This window comes from Hydrogenophaga atypica (assembly GCF_042665215.1).
Lineage (GTDB): Bacteria > Pseudomonadota > Gammaproteobacteria > Burkholderiales > Burkholderiaceae_C > Hydrogenophaga > Hydrogenophaga defluvii_A.
Genome location: NZ_JBHTCA010000006.1, coordinates 77085 through 95795 on the forward strand (window position 1 = coordinate 77085; position 18711 = coordinate 95795).

Annotated in this window: 19 protein-coding genes and 2 pseudogenes; 11 read left to right on the top strand and 10 right to left on the bottom strand. The window is 65.1% G+C overall.

What is annotated here, in order from left to right; genetic code table 11:
• Positions 1-7: 7 nt before the first annotated feature.
• On the top strand, positions 8-502 hold the full coding sequence (locus ACFQPB_RS10880) for a Dps family protein (RefSeq protein WP_382203361.1): 495 nt from the start codon (positions 8-10) through the stop codon (positions 500-502).
• A gap of 20 nt (positions 503-522) precedes the next feature.
• Here the strand turns inward: ACFQPB_RS10880 and ACFQPB_RS10885 are convergent, their stop codons facing one another.
• Complete coding sequence (locus ACFQPB_RS10885; RefSeq protein ID WP_382222968.1) at positions 523-3900, bottom strand: bifunctional diguanylate cyclase/phosphodiesterase; 3378 nt, start codon at positions 3898-3900, stop codon at positions 523-525.
• 105 nt (positions 3901-4005) lie between these two features.
• On the opposite strand from ACFQPB_RS10885, the gene ACFQPB_RS10890 reads away from it, so the two are divergent.
• Entirely contained in the window at positions 4006-4965 is a 960-nt protein-coding gene (locus ACFQPB_RS10890) for an MBL fold metallo-hydrolase (protein WP_382222970.1), read from the top strand.
• Positions 4966-4989: 24 nt separating this feature from the next.
• Here ACFQPB_RS10890 and ACFQPB_RS10895 read toward each other — a convergent pair whose 3' ends face one another.
• From ACFQPB_RS10895 to ACFQPB_RS10915, 5 genes are all read right to left on the bottom strand, one after another.
• Positions 4990-5754, bottom strand: a complete 765-nt coding sequence (locus tag ACFQPB_RS10895; protein WP_382222973.1) for a DUF4395 family protein — start codon at positions 5752-5754, stop codon at positions 4990-4992.
• A 117-nt stretch (positions 5755-5871) separates the two neighbouring features.
• Positions 5872-6384, bottom strand: a complete 513-nt coding sequence (locus ACFQPB_RS10900; RefSeq protein ID WP_382222976.1) for an OmpA family protein — start codon at positions 6382-6384, stop codon at positions 5872-5874.
• 43 nt (positions 6385-6427) lie between these two features.
• Positions 6428-7780 (bottom strand): serine--tRNA ligase, encoded by a 1353-nt coding sequence (gene serS / locus ACFQPB_RS10905; protein WP_382222979.1) that lies wholly within the window; start codon positions 7778-7780, stop codon positions 6428-6430.
• Positions 7781-7792: 12 nt separating this feature from the next.
• Positions 7793-8722 (bottom strand): 4-hydroxy-3-methylbut-2-enyl diphosphate reductase, encoded by a 930-nt coding sequence (ispH, locus tag ACFQPB_RS10910; RefSeq protein WP_382222982.1) that lies wholly within the window; start codon positions 8720-8722, stop codon positions 7793-7795.
• On the bottom strand, positions 8722-9168 hold the full coding sequence (locus ACFQPB_RS10915) for an FKBP-type peptidyl-prolyl cis-trans isomerase (RefSeq protein ID WP_382222985.1): 447 nt from the start codon (positions 9166-9168) through the stop codon (positions 8722-8724). Before ACFQPB_RS10915 ends, ispH begins: the two co-directional genes overlap by 1 nt.
• A gap of 77 nt (positions 9169-9245) precedes the next feature.
• On the opposite strand from ACFQPB_RS10915, the gene radC reads away from it, so the two are divergent.
• The 5 genes from radC (at position 9246) to ACFQPB_RS10940 (ending at position 12168) form a co-directional block, all read left to right on the top strand.
• Positions 9246-9935 carry a RadC family protein gene (radC, locus tag ACFQPB_RS10920; protein WP_382222988.1) on the top strand — a complete coding sequence of 230 codons (690 nt, stop codon included), beginning with the start codon at positions 9246-9248 and terminating at the stop codon, positions 9933-9935.
• 33 nt (positions 9936-9968) lie between these two features.
• Positions 9969-10616, top strand: a complete 648-nt coding sequence (locus ACFQPB_RS10925; RefSeq protein WP_382222991.1) for a Smr/MutS family protein — start codon at positions 9969-9971, stop codon at positions 10614-10616.
• Between the two features lie 10 nt (positions 10617-10626).
• Positions 10627-11205: a DUF1643 domain-containing protein gene (locus tag ACFQPB_RS10930; protein ID WP_382222993.1), complete on the top strand. Its 579-nt coding sequence runs from the start codon at positions 10627-10629 to the stop codon at positions 11203-11205.
• A gap of 194 nt (positions 11206-11399) precedes the next feature.
• The gene (locus ACFQPB_RS10935) at positions 11400-11690 is read left to right on the top strand and encodes a hypothetical protein (protein WP_382222996.1); all 291 of its coding nucleotides are present in this window, start codon (positions 11400-11402) and stop codon (positions 11688-11690) included.
• Positions 11691-11721: 31 nt separating this feature from the next.
• On the top strand, positions 11722-12168 hold the full coding sequence (locus ACFQPB_RS10940; protein WP_382222999.1) for an SRPBCC family protein: 447 nt from the start codon (positions 11722-11724) through the stop codon (positions 12166-12168).
• 14 nt (positions 12169-12182) lie between these two features.
• Here ACFQPB_RS10940 and ACFQPB_RS10945 read toward each other — a convergent pair whose 3' ends face one another.
• A complete protein-coding gene (locus ACFQPB_RS10945) occupies positions 12183-12596 on the bottom strand; it encodes a group II truncated hemoglobin (RefSeq protein WP_382223001.1) in 414 nt (137 codons plus the stop codon).
• Between the two features lie 50 nt (positions 12597-12646).
• Between ACFQPB_RS10945 and ACFQPB_RS10950 the strand changes: the two are divergent.
• Positions 12647-12769: pseudogene (locus ACFQPB_RS10950) on the top strand (IS630 family transposase); the annotation flags it as partial.
• Positions 12770-12796: 27 nt separating this feature from the next.
• Here ACFQPB_RS10950 and ACFQPB_RS10955 read toward each other — a convergent pair.
• A pseudogene (locus tag ACFQPB_RS10955) lies at positions 12797-12918 on the bottom strand (IS5/IS1182 family transposase); the annotation flags it as partial.
• A 449-nt stretch (positions 12919-13367) separates the two neighbouring features.
• On the opposite strand from ACFQPB_RS10955, the gene ACFQPB_RS10960 reads away from it, so the two are divergent.
• From ACFQPB_RS10960 to ACFQPB_RS10970, 3 genes are read left to right on the top strand one after another with little or no spacing between them, the layout of a single operon-like run.
• Positions 13368-14345: a Bug family tripartite tricarboxylate transporter substrate binding protein gene (locus ACFQPB_RS10960; protein ID WP_382203335.1), complete on the top strand. Its 978-nt coding sequence runs from the start codon at positions 13368-13370 to the stop codon at positions 14343-14345.
• Positions 14342-15130 (top strand): SDR family NAD(P)-dependent oxidoreductase, encoded by a 789-nt coding sequence (locus ACFQPB_RS10965; protein ID WP_382223004.1) that lies wholly within the window; start codon positions 14342-14344, stop codon positions 15128-15130. Before ACFQPB_RS10960 ends, ACFQPB_RS10965 begins: the two co-directional genes overlap by 4 nt.
• Positions 15127-16635, top strand: coding sequence for an aldehyde dehydrogenase family protein (locus tag ACFQPB_RS10970; RefSeq protein WP_382223007.1), 1509 nt, complete (start codon positions 15127-15129; stop codon positions 16633-16635). The genes ACFQPB_RS10965 and ACFQPB_RS10970 overlap by 4 nt, the downstream gene beginning before the upstream one ends.
• A 9-nt stretch (positions 16636-16644) precedes the next feature.
• Here the strand turns inward: ACFQPB_RS10970 and ACFQPB_RS10975 are convergent, their stop codons facing one another.
• Both ACFQPB_RS10975 and ACFQPB_RS10980 read right to left on the bottom strand, forming a co-directional pair.
• Positions 16645-17478 carry an IclR family transcriptional regulator gene (locus ACFQPB_RS10975; protein WP_382223009.1) on the bottom strand — a complete coding sequence of 278 codons (834 nt, stop codon included), beginning with the start codon at positions 17476-17478 and terminating at the stop codon, positions 16645-16647.
• Positions 17468-18706 (bottom strand): CaiB/BaiF CoA transferase family protein, encoded by a 1239-nt coding sequence (locus tag ACFQPB_RS10980; protein WP_382223012.1) that lies wholly within the window; start codon positions 18704-18706, stop codon positions 17468-17470. Before ACFQPB_RS10980 ends, ACFQPB_RS10975 begins: the two co-directional genes overlap by 11 nt.
• Positions 18707-18711 lie beyond the last annotated feature (5 nt).

Here is an 18711-nt window from a genome sequence, read left to right on the forward strand (position 1 = left end):
GCGTCCCATGGCCAAAAAAGCCCCTTCCGCACCCGCCATCGACATCGGCATCAGCGACACCGACCGCAAAAAAATCGCCCACGGTTTGTCTGCGCTGCTGGCCGACAGCTACACGCTGTACCTGATGACACACAACTTCCACTGGAACGTGACCGGTCCGCAGTTCAACAGCCTGCACACCATGTTCATGGGCCAATACACCGAGCAGTGGAACGCGCTGGACATCATTGCCGAGCGCATCCGTGCGCTGGGTTTCCCGGCGCCCGGCACCTACAAGGAGTTTGTGCGTCTGGCCAGCATCAAGGAGGTGGAGGGTGTGCCCAAGGCCAATGACATGGTGCGCCATCTGGTGGCCGCCCAGGAGGCCACCGCCCGCACCGCGCGCAAGCTGTTCCCGGTGGTGGATGCCGCCAACGACCAGCCCACCGCCGATGTGCTGACGCAGCGCATCGACGTGCACGAAAAAACCGCGTGGATGTTGCGCAGCCTGCTCGAAGAATGAGGCGTTGGGCCTGGCTGCGGTCAGGCCTGCGCGCGCACAAAGGCCTCAAAAGCCGTTGCCTCGATGGGGCGGCTGTACCAGTAACCCTGGATTTCATCGCACCCGACAGCCTCCAGAAAGGCCTGCTGCTCGGCGGTTTCCACCCCTTCGGCGATGGTGCTCAGGCCCAGGCTGTGCGCCATCTTGACGATGGCGGTGACGATGGCCTGGTCACCCGCGTCGTGGGCCAGATCGCGGATGAAGGACTGGTCGATCTTGAGTTTGTCCAGCGCGTAGCGCTTGAGGTAGCTCATGGATGAGTACCCAGTGCCGAAGTCGTCGATGGAAACACGGAAGCCCGCGTCCTTGAGGTGCTGAATCTTGATGCCCGCACCGGCCGGGTCGCGCAGGGCCACCGCCTCGGTCAGCTCGATCTCCACGTGGTCGGTGCTCACACCATGCTGCTGCAACACGCCCAGCAGGCGCTCGACCAGGTCAGGCTGCGCAAACTGGATGGCCGACACGTTGATGGCCACACAGCCCACGGGCAGGCCGGCGTCGAGCCAGTCGCGCAGCTTGAGCACCACCTGCTCCACCACCCAAAGTCCAATGTCCACGATGACGCCGGTCTGCTCGGCCAGCGGAATGAATTCGCCGGGTGACACGGCGCCCCAAGTGGGGTGCTGCCAGCGCAACAGGGCCTCGGCGCCCACCATGTGTCGGCTGCCCAAGGCGCACTGCGGCTGAAACACCAGGTGCAGTTCGCCCCGCGACGCCGCCTGGCGCAGTTCGGCCGCCAAAGCCAGCGAGCGCTGGGTGTGGGCCTGCATGTCGGGCGCAAAAAAGCGGAAACCGTTGCGCCCTTCTTCCTTGACGCGGTACATGGCGGTTTCGGCCGCCGCAGCCAGCAGGCTGGCGCCGGGCGCGTCGCCCGGGTACATCGCGATGCCGGCGGACGCACTCAGGGCCAACGCGCTGCCCTGGGTGGTCACCGGGCTTTGCAGCCGGCTCAGCGCCTCCTGCGCCAGCAAGGCCACCGCCGACTGTTCGGTGTCGGGCACGATGGCAACAAAGGTGTCGCCCGAGTAACGCCCAAGTGCAAAGGGCGGGCCAAACAAGGCGCGCAGGCGCTGGGAGTAGGCGAGCAACAACTCGTCGCCCGCGTTGTGTCCCAACGAGTCGTTGACGGACTTGAAGTTGTCCAGATCGAACCACAACAGCGCGACCTGCCCTTGGTGCTGGTCGGCCTGTGCCACCGCCTGCCTCAGCCGTTCGTCAAAGGCCTTCTTGTTCAGCAAGCCGGTCAAGGCGTCGAACTCGGAGAGTTGTCGCAGCCGCTCTTCGGCCGATTTGCGCAAGGTCACGTCTTCCTTGTGGGCCACGTAGTGCGAGAGCCGGCCCGATCCATCGCGGATGGGGTAGACCACGGCCCGCTCCACATACACCTGGCCGTCCTTGCGCTGGTTGATGAACTCGCCTTGCCACGGCTGGTCCTGGCTCAGGTGGCGCCACATGTCGGCATAGGTGCTGCTGGGTGTCTGGCCAGACTGCAGCAGGCGCGGGTTGTGGCCCAGCACCTCGGCGGGCGCGTAGCCGCTGACCTCGCCAAAGGCGCGGTTGGCGTACTGGATGCACACGTCGGCGTCGGTGATGACCACCGGGTAGGGGCTCTGGTCCAGCGCCTCCGACAGCTGGTGGATGACCGCGTCCTGCCGCCGCCGCTTGACCAGGTTCCACAGCGTGGCCGCCAACATGCGCAAGGCCTGCACGGCAGACGCGTCGTACGCCGCAGGGCCATCGCTGACCACCAGCAGCAGGCGCACCAGACCGCCATCGACCACCGGCACGCTGGCAAAGCCCACCCCACGCGGCGTCCCATCGCCTGCCTGCGCGTGATGGGCCCCCTTGGGTTGGCCTGGCCCGACCACAGGTTCGCGCAGGTGCAGCGCGCCCAGCCAGCCTGCACTGCGGTCGAGCACCAGTGGCGGCGGCGGCTCAGGCTCGCCCAGGCGCAGCTGCGGACCGTTGGTACCGCTGCGGCGAACCCACGCCGCCAGTTCGGTGTCCTGCTGGTTTTCATGCACCAGGTAGACGAACGCCAGGCCGCTGCCGGTGAGGCGTTTGGCTTGCCGGGCACCACGGCGCAGCACATCGCTTTCGTCATCGCCTTCGGTGTAGGTTTCCAGGTCGAGCAGTGCGGCATTGAGCTCGGCCTCAAACCGCAATTGCTGCTCTTGCCGCACCGCCTGCGTCACGTCGCGCGACAGGACCAGAAAATGGGCGCCCCCGCCGCCAACCCCATCCGACGCCCGCGCCACCGACAGCTCGAAATGGCGCACACCGTCGGGCACCACCAGCTGCAGGCGTTTGCCACGCGACACGCCGTCGCGCCGTGCCTCGGCCATGGCGGCGTGGCATTGCGCCACCGCATCGGCGGGAAGCACCTCACGGATGTTGCGGCCCACCAGCTCAACGGCGGGTGCGGCCAGCTTGTCGGTTTCGGTGGCGTGCACCGATTGGTACACGCCGTTGTCGTCGATCTCGAACAGCAGATCGGGCAAGGTGTCCAACGTGGCCTGCTGGCGGGCCTGCGCTGCCTGCAGTGCCTGGAACGGGCTTTGCACCGATTCGACAAACAAGGCCCGGTACAAAAAGCCGTAGGCCAACACCTTGTACACGTGGCCCAGCAGGTTGTAGATGTCGGTGACGTTGGCATAGCGCGTGAAAAAAAACTCGCTCATGGCCATGGTGAAGGCCGCCGCCGCCAAGGGGGCCGCACCAAACGCCCGCGCCTGGCGAAGATGGTGCAGGTAGCCCAGGCCCGCCAGCCCATAGGCAGCGATCAGCCCGTACTCGAAAGCCAGCTTGAAAGGCGTGAGGCCCGAGCCTGGCACAAAGGTGCGCGGCAAGAGCTGGGGGTGAAACAACACCAGCCAGTGCACCAGCAGCACCAGCGCCAGCACCCCCGCCAGGGCCGCGTGGCGCGAGAGGCGATCCAGCCACCGCCCCCAAGGCCGGGGCCAGAATGCGACCAGCAACATGCTGGCCGCCGCCAGGGCCCGCGCCGCCAGCCAGAAGTTGATGGCCTTTTCCGAACCGCTGGGCGTGACGAAATCGGGCATGCCCTCGTAGGACAGGGTGTGCGCCAGATCGAGCAAGCCCACGCCCAGAAACGCCACCCCCAACACGACCGCGCGGCCATCGACGCGGTAGCGCTGCGTGGCCCAGGACGTGCCAAACACCATGGCCGCCACCGCCATGGCCAACACCTCCAGCGTGGTGTGCAGGGGCACGTAGCCGGCCAGGCCACGCGCAGCATCCGGCGCTGGCAGCCACAACACCAGGATGAGGCCTGCCAGCAGCACCAGCAGCCACACGCGCAACAGTCGAGATTCGGAGTGGTGCGAGGGGTGGAACATGATTTTTAACACTTCTCGACGGGCATTGTGCTTCAAGATGGCAAACCCATTCCATACTTACTCCCCCGGGTAAGGCGATGCACGCCGACCGGCAGGAGACAAGACATGTTTTTCAAGCGATTCTGGCAACACGCCCTGTCCACCCGCCAGCGGCTGTTGTGCGCCGTGGGCCTGGCCGCCTGCCTGCCTGGGTCGGGCTGGGCACTGGAGATCCGATTTATGCCCGTGGCGCCCCATGTGTACGCCTACGTGGGCGACACCGAAGGCCGCACCCACGAGAACGAGGCGCTCAACGCCAACTTCGGCCTGGTGCTCACGCCGGGCGGCGCGCTGCTGATCGACAGTGGTGCCAGTTTTCAGGGCGCCAGGCAGATCGCCGAGGCGGTGAAGCAAGTGACGCCTCTCCCCATCAAATGGGTCATCAACACCGGCGGGCAAGACCACCGCTGGCTGGGCAATGGCTTTTTCAAGGCCCAGGGCGCCGAGCTGATCGCCCATGCCAGCGCCGAGGCCGACATGAAGGCGCGTGGCCCCGAGCAATTGCAGGCCAACGCGCCGGTGCTCAAAGACAAGATGGCGGGCACCGAGGTGGTGTTGCCCACCCGCTGGCTGCGCGAGCCCGACACCACGCTCACGCTCGGTGGGGTCACGGTGCAGGTGTTGCACCGGGGCGGCGGTCACACGCCGGGCGACGTGCTGGTCTGGCTGCCCCAGAGCGGTGTGGTGTTCACCGGCGACGTGGTGTATGTGGACCGCATCCTGGGCCTGCACCCGGTGAGCAAAACCCGGACCTGGGTCAAGAGCTTTGAGACCCTGGAGACCTTGAAGCCCACCGTGGTGGTGCCCGGCCACGGCCGCGTGACCACACTGGCGCAGGCCCAGGCAGACACCGGGGCTTTGCTCAAGGCCTTGCGCGCCCACGCGGGCCTGGCGGTGGAGGCTGGCACCGACCTGGCCACGGCCGTGAAAACCTTTGATGCGACGCCCTTCAAGCACCTGCAGCATGTGGACGTGTGGCTGCCACAGCTGGTCAACCGCACCTACCTGGAAATGGAAATGGAGTGAACCGTCAGGCCTGCTTCGTGGGACTCAGCTGCAGCCGTTGTGCTTCTTCCACAATTCCTCGTGGCCAATGGCCTTGGCGAAATCGGGCACCTTGCAGCGCCCGTCATCGGCTGCGCTGGGCTGACCAGCGGTGGCCGGCACGCCCATTTCCTCCAGCGTGGCCATGTCGTCGAAGCCCCCCATGGGCCCGGTGGCCTGCACCCAGCGGGCCGCCAGCACCGTGACCGCCACAAACGCCGCCAGGCTGGCGAGTTGTGCCGGCCGCAGGCCAGGCACACGCTGCGCCGGCACCTCGCACACGCCGCCGGGGCACAACTGCGCCTGCTCGTGGTGAAACAGGTTGTAGAGCTTGCAACCCAGGCAGATGCCAAAGGCGGTTTCAAAAAACATCAGCAGCAGGCAACTGCCACAGATCAGCATGTTGAGCGGGCCCATGTAGCGGTTGAACACCATCAGGTAGAGCATGGCCAGCCCCAGCAGCAGGCCCAGGCCCCAGGCAAAACGCTTTTGTGGCGCGCCCACCCACTCGGGCGCCTGGTGGCGCACGATCCAGCCGCCCACGATCATGCTGGGCGCCCAGCGCGGGTTCAACTGGCGCAAGGCCATGTCGATCAGGAAGACGATGATGAACAGCCGCGTGTACTGGAAGTTGCCCAGCAGGAACGAGTGCATGAAGGACAACACGGCCGGGAAAAACAGCAGCCCGGCGGCGGCGCGCACCACCCGCTCGTTGACCACACGCACCGGGTAGCCATCCACCTGTTCACCAAACGCCAGGATGCCATTCATGCTTATTTCCTTATATTAAGAGACGAATGGTAGCGCTGTGCCCCACCGAAGGCCAGCAGCCCCCAAAACAAAAGCCCGGCGAGCCGGGCTTTTGAACGTGAAAAAGAGGCGCGTGGCTTACTGCACCACCACCTCAACGCGGCGGGCCTGAGCGTTGTCGGTGCCGCCCAACATTTCTTCGGGCTTCTTCAGTTCAATCGCTGCGGCATCCGCGCCCAGGTTGACCAGCACGGCCTGCACGGTCAGGGCGCGCTGCTTGGCCAGCTCGGCGTTCACAGCGGCGTCGCCGGTGCTGTCGTGAAAGCCCGAGACCACCAGCTTCTTGCCGGCCTTGGCGGCGGCAGCGGCGTCGTTCAGGGCAGCTTGCACGTCGGCCGACAGGTCCACCGCCAGATCGGCCTTGCCGGTGGCGAAGAAGAACTTGACCACACCCCCTTCAACCACCACACGGGCGGCATCGGCGGAGGCATCGGCAGAGGGCGCTGCGGCGACAGCGGCAGGTGCGGGCACGGCCTTGGGGCGCGACTTGTTGATGCCAAAACCCAGCGCCAGGCCCACGGCCAACAGGATGGCGGCGATCACCACCACGGCGACCACACGTTGTTCAACTTCGACTTCTTGCGATGCCATACAAAAATGCTCCTTGGGGAAAACCCGAGATTTTAAAGGGTGCTCAAAGGACGTCCGCGCCACCCAAGTAGGGCTGCAGCGCCGCTGGCACGTCGATGCGGCCATCGGCGCGTTGGTAGTTCTCCAACACAGCCACCAAGGTGCGGCCCACGGCCAGGCCGGAGCCATTCAAGGTGTGGACCAATTCGTTCTTGCCTTGTGCGTTCTTGAAGCGGGCTTGCAGGCGGCGCGCCTGGAAGGCTTCGCAGTTGCTCACCGAGCTGATCTCGCGGTAGGCGTTCTGTGCCGGCACCCACACCTCCAGGTCGTGTGTGCGGGTGGCGCCAAAACCCATGTCGCCGGTGCACAGGGCCAACACGCGGTAGGGCAAGCCCAGGCGCTGCAACACGGCCTCGGCGTGGCCGGTCATTTCTTCCAGCGCCTCGTAGCTCTTTTCAGGATGCACGATCTGCACCATCTCGACCTTGTCGAACTGGTGCTGGCGGATCATGCCGCGCGTGTCGCGCCCGGCGCTGCCGGCCTCGGAGCGGAAACACGGCGTGTGCGCGGTGAGCTTGATGGGCAGCTCGGCTTCGGCCACGATCTCGTCGCGCACCACGTTGGTCAGCGTCACTTCCGAGGTGGGAATGAGGTAGAGCGCCTGGGTGTCGGGCACGGGTTCGCCATCCTGACCACCCTTCTTGACGGCAAACAGGTCGCCCTCGAACTTGGGCAGCTGGCCGGTGCCGCGCAAGGTGTCGGCGTTGACCACGTAGGGCGTGTAGCACTCGGTGTAGCCGTGCTCGCGGGTCTGGATGTCGAGCATGAAGGCGGCCAGCGCGCGGTGCAGGCGGGCGATGGGGCCGCGCATGAAGGTGAAGCGCGAGCCGGCCAGCTTGGTGCCGGTTTCAAAGTCCAGGCCCAGTCGCTCGCCCAGGTCCACGTGGTCCTTCACCGGAAAGTCGAAGGTGCGTGGTGTGCCCCAGCGGCGCAGTTCCACGTTGCCACTTTCGTCGCTGCCCACCGGCACGCTCTCGTGCGGCAAGTTGGGCACGGCCAGCAACAGGGTGTGCAGCTCGGCCTGGATGACTTCTAGCCGCGCGGCCGAGCGGTCCAGCTCGTCCTTAATTTCAGCGACCTTATTTTTGTTGTGCTCGACCTGCGCTTTGTTGAAGTCCGCCTGCTCAAAATCTTCAGTTGCGACAAATCGCGCGATTTGCCCACTCAAAATTCCAATCTGCTTGGACAGGCTGTTGCGCTGGCTCTGCAACTCTTCGGTGCGGGTCTGCAGCGTCTTGCGCTCGCCCTCCAGCGCGCGGAAGGCGTCCACGTCCAGAAAGGCCTGGGGGTTCTTGCGGGTCAGCAGGCGGGCGACCACGTGGTCGAGGTCTTTGCGAAGCAGGGTGATGTCTAGCATGTCAATGTCTTTTCACGAATCGATCTTCAGGCCCTTGGGCAGGGGGAATTTCATGGTTTCTTCGGCGCCAGCCAATGTGCGAACAGAGATCGCGCCCAATTCACGCAGCCGCGTCACCACGCCCTGCACCAGGCTCTCAGGCGCGGAGGCGCCGGCGGTCAGGCCCACGCGCGCAGCGCCTGCAAACCATTCGGCCTCCAGCTCGGTCGCGTCTTCCACCATGTAGGCCGGCACGCCCAGGCGGTCGGCCAGTTCGCGCAGGCGGTTGGTGTTGCTGCTGGTGGGGCTGCCCACCACCACCACGGTGTCCACCTGGGCGCTGAGCAGTTTCACCGCGTCCTGCCGGTTCTGGGTGGCGTAGCAGATGTCCTGTTGCTTGGGCTCACGCACCTGCGGGAAACGCGCGCGCACGGCGGCGGTGATCTCGGCGGCATCGTCCACGCTCAGCGTGGTCTGCGTCACCACGGCCAGCTTCTGGGTCTGGCGCGGCGCCACGCGGGCCACGTCCGCCACGTCTTCCACCAGATGAATGCCTTGGTCGAGCTGGCCCATGGTGCCCTCCACCTCGGGGTGGCCCTTGTGGCCGACCATGATGAACTCATAGCCCTCTTTGGCGAGCTTGGCCACCTCCACGTGCACCTTGGTCACCAGCGGGCAGGTGGCGTCAAACACCTGGAAGCCGCGCGCGGCGGCTTCGTTCTGCACCGCCTTGCTCACACCGTGGGCGCTGAAGATCAGCGTGGCGCCGGGTGGCACGTCGCTCAGTTCTTCAATGAAGATGGCGCCACGGGCCTTGAGGTCGTTGACCACGTGGGTGTTGTGCACGATCTCGTGGCGCACATAGATGGGCGCGCCGAATTTTTCCAGCGCGCGCTCCACAATTTCAATGGCGCGGTCCACACCGGCGCAAAAACCGCGTGGCTCGGCGAGGGTGATCTCCATCACAGCACCCCGATCAATTGCACTTCAAACGACACCGGCTGCCCGGCCAGCGGGTGGTTGAAGTCGAAACGCACCGCGCCGTCTTCGCGCACCTCCACCGCCGTGCCGGCGTACTGGCCCAGGCCATCGGGGGTGGGGAACTGCACCACGTCGCCCACGGCGTACTTCTCCAACGGGTCACCCAGTTCGTTGAGCAGCTTGCGCGCCACCCACTGCACCATCTCGGGCTGGCGCTCGCCAAAGGCCTCGCCAGCGGGCAAGTCGAAGGTGGTGTGGGTGCCTTCTTCCAGGCCCAGCAGGCGTTGTTCGATGGCCGGCGACAGCTCGCCCATGCCCAGGCTCAGCGTGGCCGGCGGGCCGTCAAAGGTGGTGATGAAGGCACGCCCGTCCGGCCCCGACAGCCGATAGTGGAGGGTGAGAAACGAGGCGGAATCGACTTGGGGCATGGTGGGGGCGATGAACGCGGTCGCGGCCGGCGGCCGCTGAATAAACTCGTATTGTAAAAAACGGGAGGGAGAGGTCCATGACACCAGGCCAAGCCACGCTGCACGCGCTGCCACAAGAGGCACGCCCGCGCGAAAAACTGCTGGCGCGTGGCCCCAGCGCCTTGAGCGACGCCGAGCTGCTGGCCCTGCTGCTGCGCACCGGCCTGCCCGGCAAAAACGTTCTGCTGCTGGCGCAAGAACTGGTGGACCGCTTCGGCGGCGTGGCCGGCCTGCTGCACACACCGGCCGACGCGCTCAAAAGCATCAAAGGCCTGGGCCCGGCCAAACGCGCCGAACTGGTGGCCGTGCTCGAACTCGCGCGCCGCGCCTTGAGCGAGCAACTGCGCCAGCAGCCGGTGTTCGATTCGCCCCAAGCCGTGGGCCACTACCTGCAATTGCAACTAGGCGCCAAGCCACACGAGGTGTTTGCGGTGCTGTTCCTGGACAGCCAGCACCGCCTCATCGTGCTGGAAGAAATGTTTCGGGGCACCTTGAGCCAGACCAGCGTGTACCCGCGCGAGGTGGTGTTGCGCGCCCTGCACCACCACGCCGCTGCCGTGGTGCTGGCCCACAACCACCCCAGCGGCGTGGCAGAACCGTCCAAGGCCGACGAAATGCTCACACAAACCCTCAAAAGCGCCCTGGCGCTGGTGGACGTGCGCGTGCTCGACCACATGGTGGTGTGCACCAGCGGTTGGCGCTCCATGGCCGAAATGGGCCTGGTCTGACGCGGGCGCAGCGCCGCACCGACAATACCCTGCATGAAAGTGCACGGGCTGTCCGAACTCAAACAACTGCAAAAACAGCTGTTGGCACAACGCCAGGCCCGGGCCTCGCAGGAAGCCGCCCGGCTGGCGGCCGAGCGCGAGCGCCTGGCGCGCAAAAACCTGTTTGCCAACGCGGTGGGCCCGGTCAAACCCCTGCGCAGCAGCGGCCACAAACACCTGCGCCCCCAACCCGCCCTGCCTTTGCCCCTGCAGCGCGAACGTGACGAGCAGGCCGTGATGCAGGAGGCCCTGTCCGACGAGTTCGACGCCGAAACCCTGCTGCACACCGACGAACACCTCAGCTTTCGCCGCCCCGGCATGGGTGTGGACGTGGTGCGCCGCCTGCGCGCCGGCACCTGGAGCATCCAACGCCAGATCGACCTGCACGGCCTGCGCCGCGAAGACGCCCGCGAAGCCCTGGGCCAGTTCATCCGCGAAGCCCACAAAGCCGGCCTGCGCTGCGTGCGCGTGGTGCATGGCAAAGGCCTGGGGTCGCCCGGCCGCATGCCGGTGCTCAAAGGCCGGGTGCACAGCTGGCTGATACAGAAAAACGAGGTGATGGCCTTTGTGCAGGCGCGGCCGGTGGATGGCGGGGCGGGAGCGTTGGTGGTGTTGTTGCGACCGGGACGGCCCCGCGTGTGATCGAGTCACCATGCCGCCGCCCATCGTCGTGTCGTTCCGTGCCTTCGCTGAGGCCCACCAATTGCCCGAGCCTGTCGTGCGAGACGACAAGGATGGAGAACACGTTTTTGTCTACTCGCACGACCAAAGCCGCCGCTACGCATATGCCCTGACCTGGGCGACTGACCAACCGCGGCTGCTGTGGGTAATGCTCAACCCCGGCACGGGCGAGACTGAAGGCCGACGGCGCAACACCTTCGAGCGCTGCAAACGGTGGTCACACGAGCTGGGCTATGGCGGTTTGATGTTCGGCAATGTGTTTTCGTTGCGCACCCGTTCGGCCAGGGATTTGCTGAAAAGGCCGGAACCAGCAGATGATCTGAACAGTGAGGCAATGGAACTGTTGTCAACGCTGGCGTCCTGCACCATCGTGGCCTGGGGCAACCACGGCGCTCGCTCTGACCGATCTGCCGCACTCCTTGGGAAACTCATTCAGCCTTGTTGCTTCGGAATCACGCTGGCGGGGCAACCGCGCCATCCGCTGTACGTCCCAAGGGACACACCCCTGCGGGCATGGCTGGGTGCTCCAACGGTGGTCCCCCTGGAATGAGCCCATCGCCACCGCTGGTGGCATGGCCGCGCAGGTGACTTTGAGCGCGGAAGGCGCGGGCGTACCATGGTGAACATCACCCCCTCAACGGAGTCCTGCCATGCCTGGTTCGCTGTTCGACCTGCGCGGAAGGGTGTCCCCGGCGCTGGGCCTGCCGCCGCCGGAGCGCATCCCGCTGTTCCTTGCGTGAGACCATGCGCGTTCGCCCCGCCAAGGGTCTGAAGGGCACGGCGGCGCGTTGGGCGCTGACGTTGGTCGCCTACCTGGCAACGCTCGTGTTCGTGACGATGGCTTGCGGGGCGCTGGTGCTCGTGGTTGCAGGCCCCCACGCGGGCCTCTTGCCGGGCTGGCTGGAGGCAGTGGTCTTGGGGCTGGGATGGTTGCTGGTGCTGGTGTTGCCGGTGTGGGCGGCACACAACGTGTGGCACCGATTCAGCCAGGCGGCGCCGCCCCCTGTCGATTCCACCGGCCCTGATCCGTCGTAGAGACATATCTTCACCACCCAAGGCGTTCACCATGACCACTGGCACCGTTCAACTGCACCGTGTTTTGCGCGCCCCACCCGAGCGCGTGTACCGCGCCTTCCTGGAAGCCGATGCCGTGGCCAAGTGGCTGCCGCCCTTCGGCTTCACCTGCCAGGTGCACCAACTGGACGCGCGGGTGGGCGGCACACACCGCATGTCGTTTCGCAACTTCAGCACCGGCCACGGGCATTCGTTTGGCGGTGAGTACCTGGAATTGGTGCCAAACGAGAAGCTGCGCTACACCGACCGTTTTGACGACCCCCACCTGCCGGGCACATTGGAGGTGACGGTCACGCTGAGGCCGGTGTTGTGTGGCACCGAGCTGAGCATCGTGCAGTCCGGCATCCCGGAGGCCATCCCGGTGGAGATGTGTTACCTGGGCTGGCAGGAGTCGCTGGCACAGTTGGCACAACTGGTGGAGCCGGCGATCCCGGACTGAGCGCCGCTGCCACCTCAGGGCGTGTTGCGCATCCAGTCGGCGGTTTGGAAAAAGCTGTTTTTCAGCCGCTCGCGCAAATCGACGGGCACCCCGGTTTCACCCATCGCCTGATCCATACACGCCAGCCATTGGTCGCGCTCCCGGATGCCGATGGCAAACGGCATGTGGCGCATGCGCAGGCGGGGGTGGCCGAAACGCTCGATGTAGTGGTTGGGGCCACCCAACCAGCCGCACAGAAACCAGAACAGCTTGTCGCGCGCATCGTCCAGCGTGGTGCCGTGCACGGCGCGCAGCTCGCGGTAAGCGGTCTCCAGGTCCATGAGGTCGTAGAAGCGGTCCACCAGGGCACGCACACGCGTCTCGCCGCCCACCCACTCGAACGGTGTGGTCGCGGCTGCCACGTTGGAAGAAGGGTTCTCGGTGTTCATCACGTTGGCGCCTTGCGCAGGGTCTCCACCACCGGGGTGCGCAGCACGCTGCGCAGGCGCGCACGAAGCTACAACTGGTCAAGGTCACGGCGTGCCATATGCGCAGCGTGCAACGCCATCCTGAGCGGATTCGCAAATACTTCGAGCATGCTCCGGTTCGCTATGCCGGTTGATTCAAGTTCCATGATGCCGTATTCAATAAGGCGACTCAGCGCTTCATTGACCACCAGTCGGAGGCGCGCAACGGGTGATCGACTGGCACGAAGTCTTCGAGTTTGGCGACAGTGAACAAAACTTCGTGCAGACCGTTTTCTGTGCGCATCGGCCACTCCTTGCTGTACCTCGATACCCAAAATTATCAGCGCCAGTCGGCTCGGCAAACAGTGTTTACGCCGTGGAATTTCAACGGCCTGCTCACCGTCCCGGGAACGCTTGATCGCCGCAGGGGCCACTCAGTGCCGTGGCCGCTGACGCGTTGTTGTGGGCTGTTCGCCAAACCGCGACAGGTAGCTAGCCACAAACTGACTCGGGTGGGTGCAAACCTAGCGCTCCGCGGTGGGCGGTGTCGGGCGCAAACGCCAACTTGCCCCTCAGCGACCGAGACCGATTTTGATCCGCACTGGTTGTTGGAAAAAAAGTGCGTCGGTAGGCACAACACAGGAATTTCCCCTGGTCGTTCCATGAAACGAAACGCGCCCCACAGAACGGTCGTGTGACTGTGGGTGCCTGGCAAGAATCCGCTTTCCCATCAACTACGTTAAGGAATGACCCATGTTCTATCGCCGCTCTCTAGTGTGCGCCTCGGCCCTATGGGCCATGATTTGTTCAATACCGTTGGCGCATGCACAAAATGATCGTTTCCCGGCTGGTCCCATCAAGTTGGTCGTGAACTTCCCCGCGGGCGGCAACGCTGATTTGCTGGGTCGCGTGTACGCCAGAAAACTCGCCGAGCTGCTCTCCACGCCCGTCGTGGTGGACAACAAAGGCGGAGCGGCTGGAACCATTGGCGCAGAGTTTGTGGCGAAGGCTCCGGCGGATGGCCACACACTGTTGATTACCCCCTATTCGGTGTTCACCAACCGCAATCCGGCGATCAAGACCAGCTACAACGCGCTGGAGGACTTCGTGCCCGTGTTGCCCATGACCCTTGCTCCGCTGGTACTGGCTGCCTCGGCAGAGAGTCAGATCACCAGCCTCAAGCAACTGGAACAATTTGCACAAACGCAACGCCTGTCGTATGGCACCTACGGTCCGATGACGACCACACACATTGGGCAACACCGCGTTGCCAAGCAACTGAAGGCACGTGACGCCGTCGCGGTGTCGTACCGCGGCGAAGCGCCCATGTTAGCCGACCTCCTGGGAGGCCAGATTCAAATGGGCGTGCTGTCGATGGCGGCTGCACGCGAAAACGAAAAGACCGGAAAAATCAAGTTACTGGGCGTTTTCAGTGCACAGCGCATCGAGTTCATACCCCAACTGCCCACAATGCGGGAACTGGGCTTCCTGGACGTCGATTGGACCGATGGTGTGGTGGTGTTTGCGTCAGCCCGCACACCGGCCACAGTGCTGAAACGACTGCAAGAGGTCTCGCGCAAGTTGCTGCAGGATGAGGACACACTGCGGACGTTGAGGGCGCAACCGAACCAGGCCTGGTTGGACATGTCACCCCAGGCGCTGAAGGCTCAAATGGCGGCCGACATTTCCTTCTGGGACAAAGCCCAGACCGAAGTGGGAGCCACCCAATGAGCCCAACGCAGTTCCCCGCTTTCGTGCCGCCACCGGGATACCACCTGGTGGTGCTGGGCGCGCTTGGTGGCATCGGGCGAGCCCTCGTTCGTGCCGCTGAGGCGGTGGGCATCCGTGTGACGGCGCTGGACACCCAAAGCGCCATCGACAAGTCCCATCCGCTGGAAAGCGTCAATACACTGGCCTGCGACGTGTCGAAAGAGACAGACGTGCAGCGTGCCTTCGCGCAGATTGGCCTCAGTTGGGGTCACATCGACGGCCTGGTCAACCTTGTTGGGTACACCGGGGAGCGCATCGCAGTGGCCGACATGCCCACCCAGGAATGGGACGACATTGTCAACACCGACCTGCGAGGCATGTTCCTGGTCGCACGTGCGGCGGCGCCGCTGCTTCAGGCTTCTGCCGCCCTGGGCCACGGACCGGCCGTGGTGCTCGTCTCGTCGACCTTTGGTGTGGCCGTTCCGCTGAGCGGCTACGCGCCCTACGCCACATCCAAAGCCGGCGTCATCAACCTGGTGCGCGCGCTGGCCACCGAGTGGGCCCCCAGCGTGCGTGTGAACGGTCTGGCGCCAGGCGCCATCGAGACGCCCTTCTTGCAAGGCGGCACCGGCAGACCCCACAAAACGACGGGCCTGGATGTGGCCCGCTTCAAGGAGACCGTCCCCCTGAAACGGTTGGGTCAACCCGATGACATTGCCGCGCCGCTGCTGTTCCTGCTCAGCCCGGCCGCCAGCTACCTCCATGGTCAGACCATCCACGTCAACGGCGGGAGCCACATGGCATGAGCACAACCTACGAATTTCCCACCCATTTCGGCAGCTTCATCGACGGCCAATGGCAGCCACCGGTCGGCACGATGCTGCCCGTGGTCAATCCCGCCACCGAGACCCAGATTGCCGAGGTCGCAGAATCCGATGCAGCGCAGGTGGCACAAGCGGTGGCCGCCGCCCGCCGCGCCCACGCGCTCGGCGAATGGCGGCACATGCCGGTGGCACAACGCCAAAAGCTGTTTCGGCGCATTGCCGAACTCACCCTGCAGCACCTGCATGAACTGGCCTGGCTGGAGTCGCTCAACACCGGTTTGCCGCTGTGGTACGTGCGCAATGGCCAGATGCCACGCGTTGCGCGCAACTTCGAGTTTTTTGCAGACTGGATGTCTCAGAACGTCGAGAAGGCGGGCATCCAGGACGGTGCCTACCTGCGTTATGTGGTGCGGGAACCGGCAGGTGTCGCCGCGTTGATCTCGCCCTGGAATGCACCGCTGGCGCTGGCCTCCACCAAGATCGCGGCAGCACTCGCCTTCGGCAACTGCTGTGTGATCAAGACCGCTGAAACCACGCCACTGGCGGTGTCCCGATTCATGGATCTGCTGCAAGAGGCCGGGCTTCCGCCGGGCGTCGCCAACCTCGTACACGGTCGCGGACACACCACGGGTGACGCACTCGTGCGCCATCCCGATGTGCGTGTGGTGTCGTTCACCGGAGGCACCGAGACGGGACGGGCCATCGCCACCGCCGCTGGGCCCGGCCTCAAGCGCGTCGACCTGGAGCTCGGTGGGAAATCCGCCAACATCGTGACCGCCAGTGCCAACCTGGACGCTGCCCTGGACGGTGCCTTGGCCGGCATTTTCAGCAACAACGGCCAGCAGTGTTTTGCGGGTTCACGCATCCTGCTGGATCGACGCATCGCCCAAAATTTCATGGATGCCTTTGTGCAACGCGCCCGCCGCATCCGCGTAGGCGATCCCCTGGACGATCACACCGACATTGGCCCATTGGCCAACGCCGCACACCACGCACGTGTGCTGGAGCACGTGCGGCAGGCGGTGGCCGATGGCGCACAGCTGTTGACTGGAGGCGATCGTCCGGCACACCTTCAGCGCGGCTACTACCTGGCACCGACCGCGCTGCTGACGCCCCACAACCGTCTGTCGATTTGCCAACGCGAAGTCTTCGGACCAGTCGCAACCGTCGAGGTGTTCGATGATTTTGAAGAGGCCATCCACACTGCCAATGAATCAGACTTTGGCCTGGTGGCCTATGTGTGGACGCAGGATCTGGCCCAGTCGCTGCTCGCTGCACAGCGCCTGGAAGCGGGCGTGGTGCTCACCAACACGAACATGACATTGGACACCCGCTTTCCATTTGGCGGCTACAAACAATCGGGCGTCGGTCGCGAGGGCATCGACGGCATGCGCCATTTCTATACCGAGGAAAAAACGGTGACAGTGGCCTTGCGAACCGCTCCAGTCGTACGGCTGGGTGTTGAACCGGCAGTGCCTGGCGTCTGAGCCTTCCCGTCAACGTCCGGGTACAGCACCGCGTAGCAGGGCGGCTGCCATGTCGAGCAGCCCAGCCCCTGCCCGCTGTAGGCGCGCTGTCACTTCCGGACTGTTGGCTTCGGTGGCGCAGGTGAACGCCACCACGCCCAGGTGACCCGGCAGTTCGATCGCCGCTGCGACAGCTGTGACGCCCGCTTCGCACGATCGGTGTCGAATCACATAGCCTTGGCGGCGGTACTGCGTCATGGCTTCTTCGATGCGTTCACGCACCGCTTTCCAGTCCCGACCGTAGGCAACCTGCAGCTGCCGCAGCACGGAAATGCGTTCGGCCACGCCAGCGTGGGCCAAATACGCGAGCCCCATCGCCGTATCTGCCATGGGCAACACCGATCCGACGCTGGATGTACCGACGCTGACACCTTCGTCATTCGCCACATCCAGACAGACCATGCCGAGACGCTCACGGGCGCCCATGCCGACCACCATGCCGGTGTCACGTGCGAGCGAAATCATGAGGGGCTTGGCCAACCGCAGCAACCCACATCGGTGCTGAACGGTCGCTCCCATGGCCAGCAGCCGCGCGCCCATCGCATATTTGCGTGTTCTTTCGTCCAGTCGCAAATAGCCCAGCGCTGCCATGGTCGTGCACAACCGGGACGCGGTTGCCTTGCTCAGTCCCACACGCTGTGCAATCTGCAGGTTTCCCAGCAGTTCGCCACCGGCCAGCACAGCCAACACGTCCAGGCCTTTGGCCAGCGTACTGACCAGCTCGGCGCCGTCCTGCACGCTGCGATCGACCACCTCCACCCGACCGATCACTTGCACCGCATGCATGCCAGCCTCAGCGTCCATTCGCGACGAGAGAGGCGGTTGTCACATGACTTTCGCGCAAGGCCTGCAGGCGCTCAGCCGACAGCCCCAGCAGCTCCCCCAACACGGCATCGGTGTGCTCACCGAGCATGGGCGGAGTGCCGTGGCGTATGGTCGTGGCCGACATGCGCAAGGGGCTGCGCAGCGTGGGCACGGTCTGGCCGCTGCCGTGGGGCACGTCCAGCCGCAGGTCACGGTGGCGCACCTGCGGGTCGGCGAACACCTGCCGCATGTCGTTGATCGCCGCACAGGGCACGGTGCGCGCTGAGAGGCGTTCGATCCACTCGGCCACCGGCCGGGTCAGCGTCACCGCTTCCAGCAGCGCGTGCAGCGCCTGGCGGTGTTTTATGCGCTCGATGTTGCTGACAAACCGCGGGTCGTGCGCGAGGGTGGCGGACAAGCCCAAGACCTCGAGCAGGGCCGCGAATTGGCCGTTGTTGCCGGCCGACATGGAGAAGTAGCCATCGCTGGCGCGAAACACCTCGGACGGCGCGGTGATGGGATTGTTGTTGCCCTGGCGCTGGGGCACCTCGCCCGTCATCAGGTAGCCCAGGGCCAGGTGGCCCATGACGGCCGTGGTCGCGTCGACCATGGCCAGGTCGATGAACTGGCCCTGGCCGGTGCTGCGTTTGTGCATCAGGGCGGCCAACACCGCAATGGCGGCGTACAGGCCGCTGAAGATGTCGGCGATGGGCGCGCCGGCACGCACCGGGCCACCGCCCGGCGCATCGTCGGGGTGGCCACAGGTGCTCATGAGGCCACACATGGCCTGGAGCACCGAGTCGTAGGCGGGGCGGGTGGCGTAGGGCCCGTCCTGGCCAAAGCCAGTGACGCTGCAGTAGATCAGCCCAGGGTGGCGCTGGCACAGGCTGGCGTGGTCCAGGCCGTAGCGGCGCAGGTCGCCAACCTTGAAGTTCTCGACCAGCACGTCGCACTGGCCCAGGAGCTCGTGCAGCAGCGCCTGGCCTTCGGGCTGGCTGATGTCCACGGTGACCGACCGTTTGCCGCGGTTGGCGCCCAGAAAAAAGGCGGAGTCGCCGCGCTGGGGGTCGCCCACAAAGGGGCCCACGCGGCGGGTGTCGTCACCGCCATCGGGTTTTTCGATCTTGATCACGTCGGCACCCAGATCCGCCAGGATCTGGGTGCACCAGGGTCCGGCAATCACCCGTGTCAGGTCCAGGACGCGCACACCTTCGAGCACGGCGGTCATCGCTG

What these genes read in the sequence shown, in the direction of transcription:
- ACFQPB_RS10880 (WP_382203361.1), top strand. Translation starts at nt 8, where the DNA reads ATGGCCAAAAAAGCCCCTTCCGCACCCGCCATCGACATCGGCATCAGC.
- ACFQPB_RS10885 (WP_382222968.1), bottom strand. Translation starts at nt 3,900, where the DNA reads ATGTTCCACCCCTCGCACCACTCCGAATCTCGACTGTTGCGCGTGTGG.
- ACFQPB_RS10890 (WP_382222970.1), top strand. Translation starts at nt 4,006, where the DNA reads ATGTTTTTCAAGCGATTCTGGCAACACGCCCTGTCCACCCGCCAGCGG.
- ACFQPB_RS10895 (WP_382222973.1), bottom strand. Translation starts at nt 5,754, where the DNA reads ATGAATGGCATCCTGGCGTTTGGTGAACAGGTGGATGGCTACCCGGTG.
- ACFQPB_RS10900 (WP_382222976.1), bottom strand. Translation starts at nt 6,384, where the DNA reads ATGGCATCGCAAGAAGTCGAAGTTGAACAACGTGTGGTCGCCGTGGTG.
- serS (WP_382222979.1), bottom strand. Translation starts at nt 7,780, where the DNA reads ATGCTAGACATCACCCTGCTTCGCAAAGACCTCGACCACGTGGTCGCC.
- ispH (WP_382222982.1), bottom strand. Translation starts at nt 8,722, where the DNA reads ATGGAGATCACCCTCGCCGAGCCACGCGGTTTTTGCGCCGGTGTGGAC.
- ACFQPB_RS10915 (WP_382222985.1), bottom strand. Translation starts at nt 9,168, where the DNA reads ATGCCCCAAGTCGATTCCGCCTCGTTTCTCACCCTCCACTATCGGCTG.
- radC (WP_382222988.1), top strand. Translation starts at nt 9,246, where the DNA reads ATGACACCAGGCCAAGCCACGCTGCACGCGCTGCCACAAGAGGCACGC.
- ACFQPB_RS10925 (WP_382222991.1), top strand. Translation starts at nt 9,969, where the DNA reads ATGAAAGTGCACGGGCTGTCCGAACTCAAACAACTGCAAAAACAGCTG.
- ACFQPB_RS10930 (WP_382222993.1), top strand. Translation starts at nt 10,627, where the DNA reads ATGCCGCCGCCCATCGTCGTGTCGTTCCGTGCCTTCGCTGAGGCCCAC.
- ACFQPB_RS10935 (WP_382222996.1), top strand. Translation starts at nt 11,400, where the DNA reads ATGCGCGTTCGCCCCGCCAAGGGTCTGAAGGGCACGGCGGCGCGTTGG.
- ACFQPB_RS10940 (WP_382222999.1), top strand. Translation starts at nt 11,722, where the DNA reads ATGACCACTGGCACCGTTCAACTGCACCGTGTTTTGCGCGCCCCACCC.
- ACFQPB_RS10945 (WP_382223001.1), bottom strand. Translation starts at nt 12,596, where the DNA reads ATGAACACCGAGAACCCTTCTTCCAACGTGGCAGCCGCGACCACACCG.
- ACFQPB_RS10960 (WP_382203335.1), top strand. Translation starts at nt 13,368, where the DNA reads ATGTTCTATCGCCGCTCTCTAGTGTGCGCCTCGGCCCTATGGGCCATG.
- ACFQPB_RS10965 (WP_382223004.1), top strand. Translation starts at nt 14,342, where the DNA reads ATGAGCCCAACGCAGTTCCCCGCTTTCGTGCCGCCACCGGGATACCAC.
- ACFQPB_RS10970 (WP_382223007.1), top strand. Translation starts at nt 15,127, where the DNA reads ATGAGCACAACCTACGAATTTCCCACCCATTTCGGCAGCTTCATCGAC.
- ACFQPB_RS10975 (WP_382223009.1), bottom strand. Translation starts at nt 17,478, where the DNA reads ATGGACGCTGAGGCTGGCATGCATGCGGTGCAAGTGATCGGTCGGGTG.
- ACFQPB_RS10980 (WP_382223012.1), bottom strand. Translation starts at nt 18,706, where the DNA reads ATGACCGCCGTGCTCGAAGGTGTGCGCGTCCTGGACCTGACACGGGTG.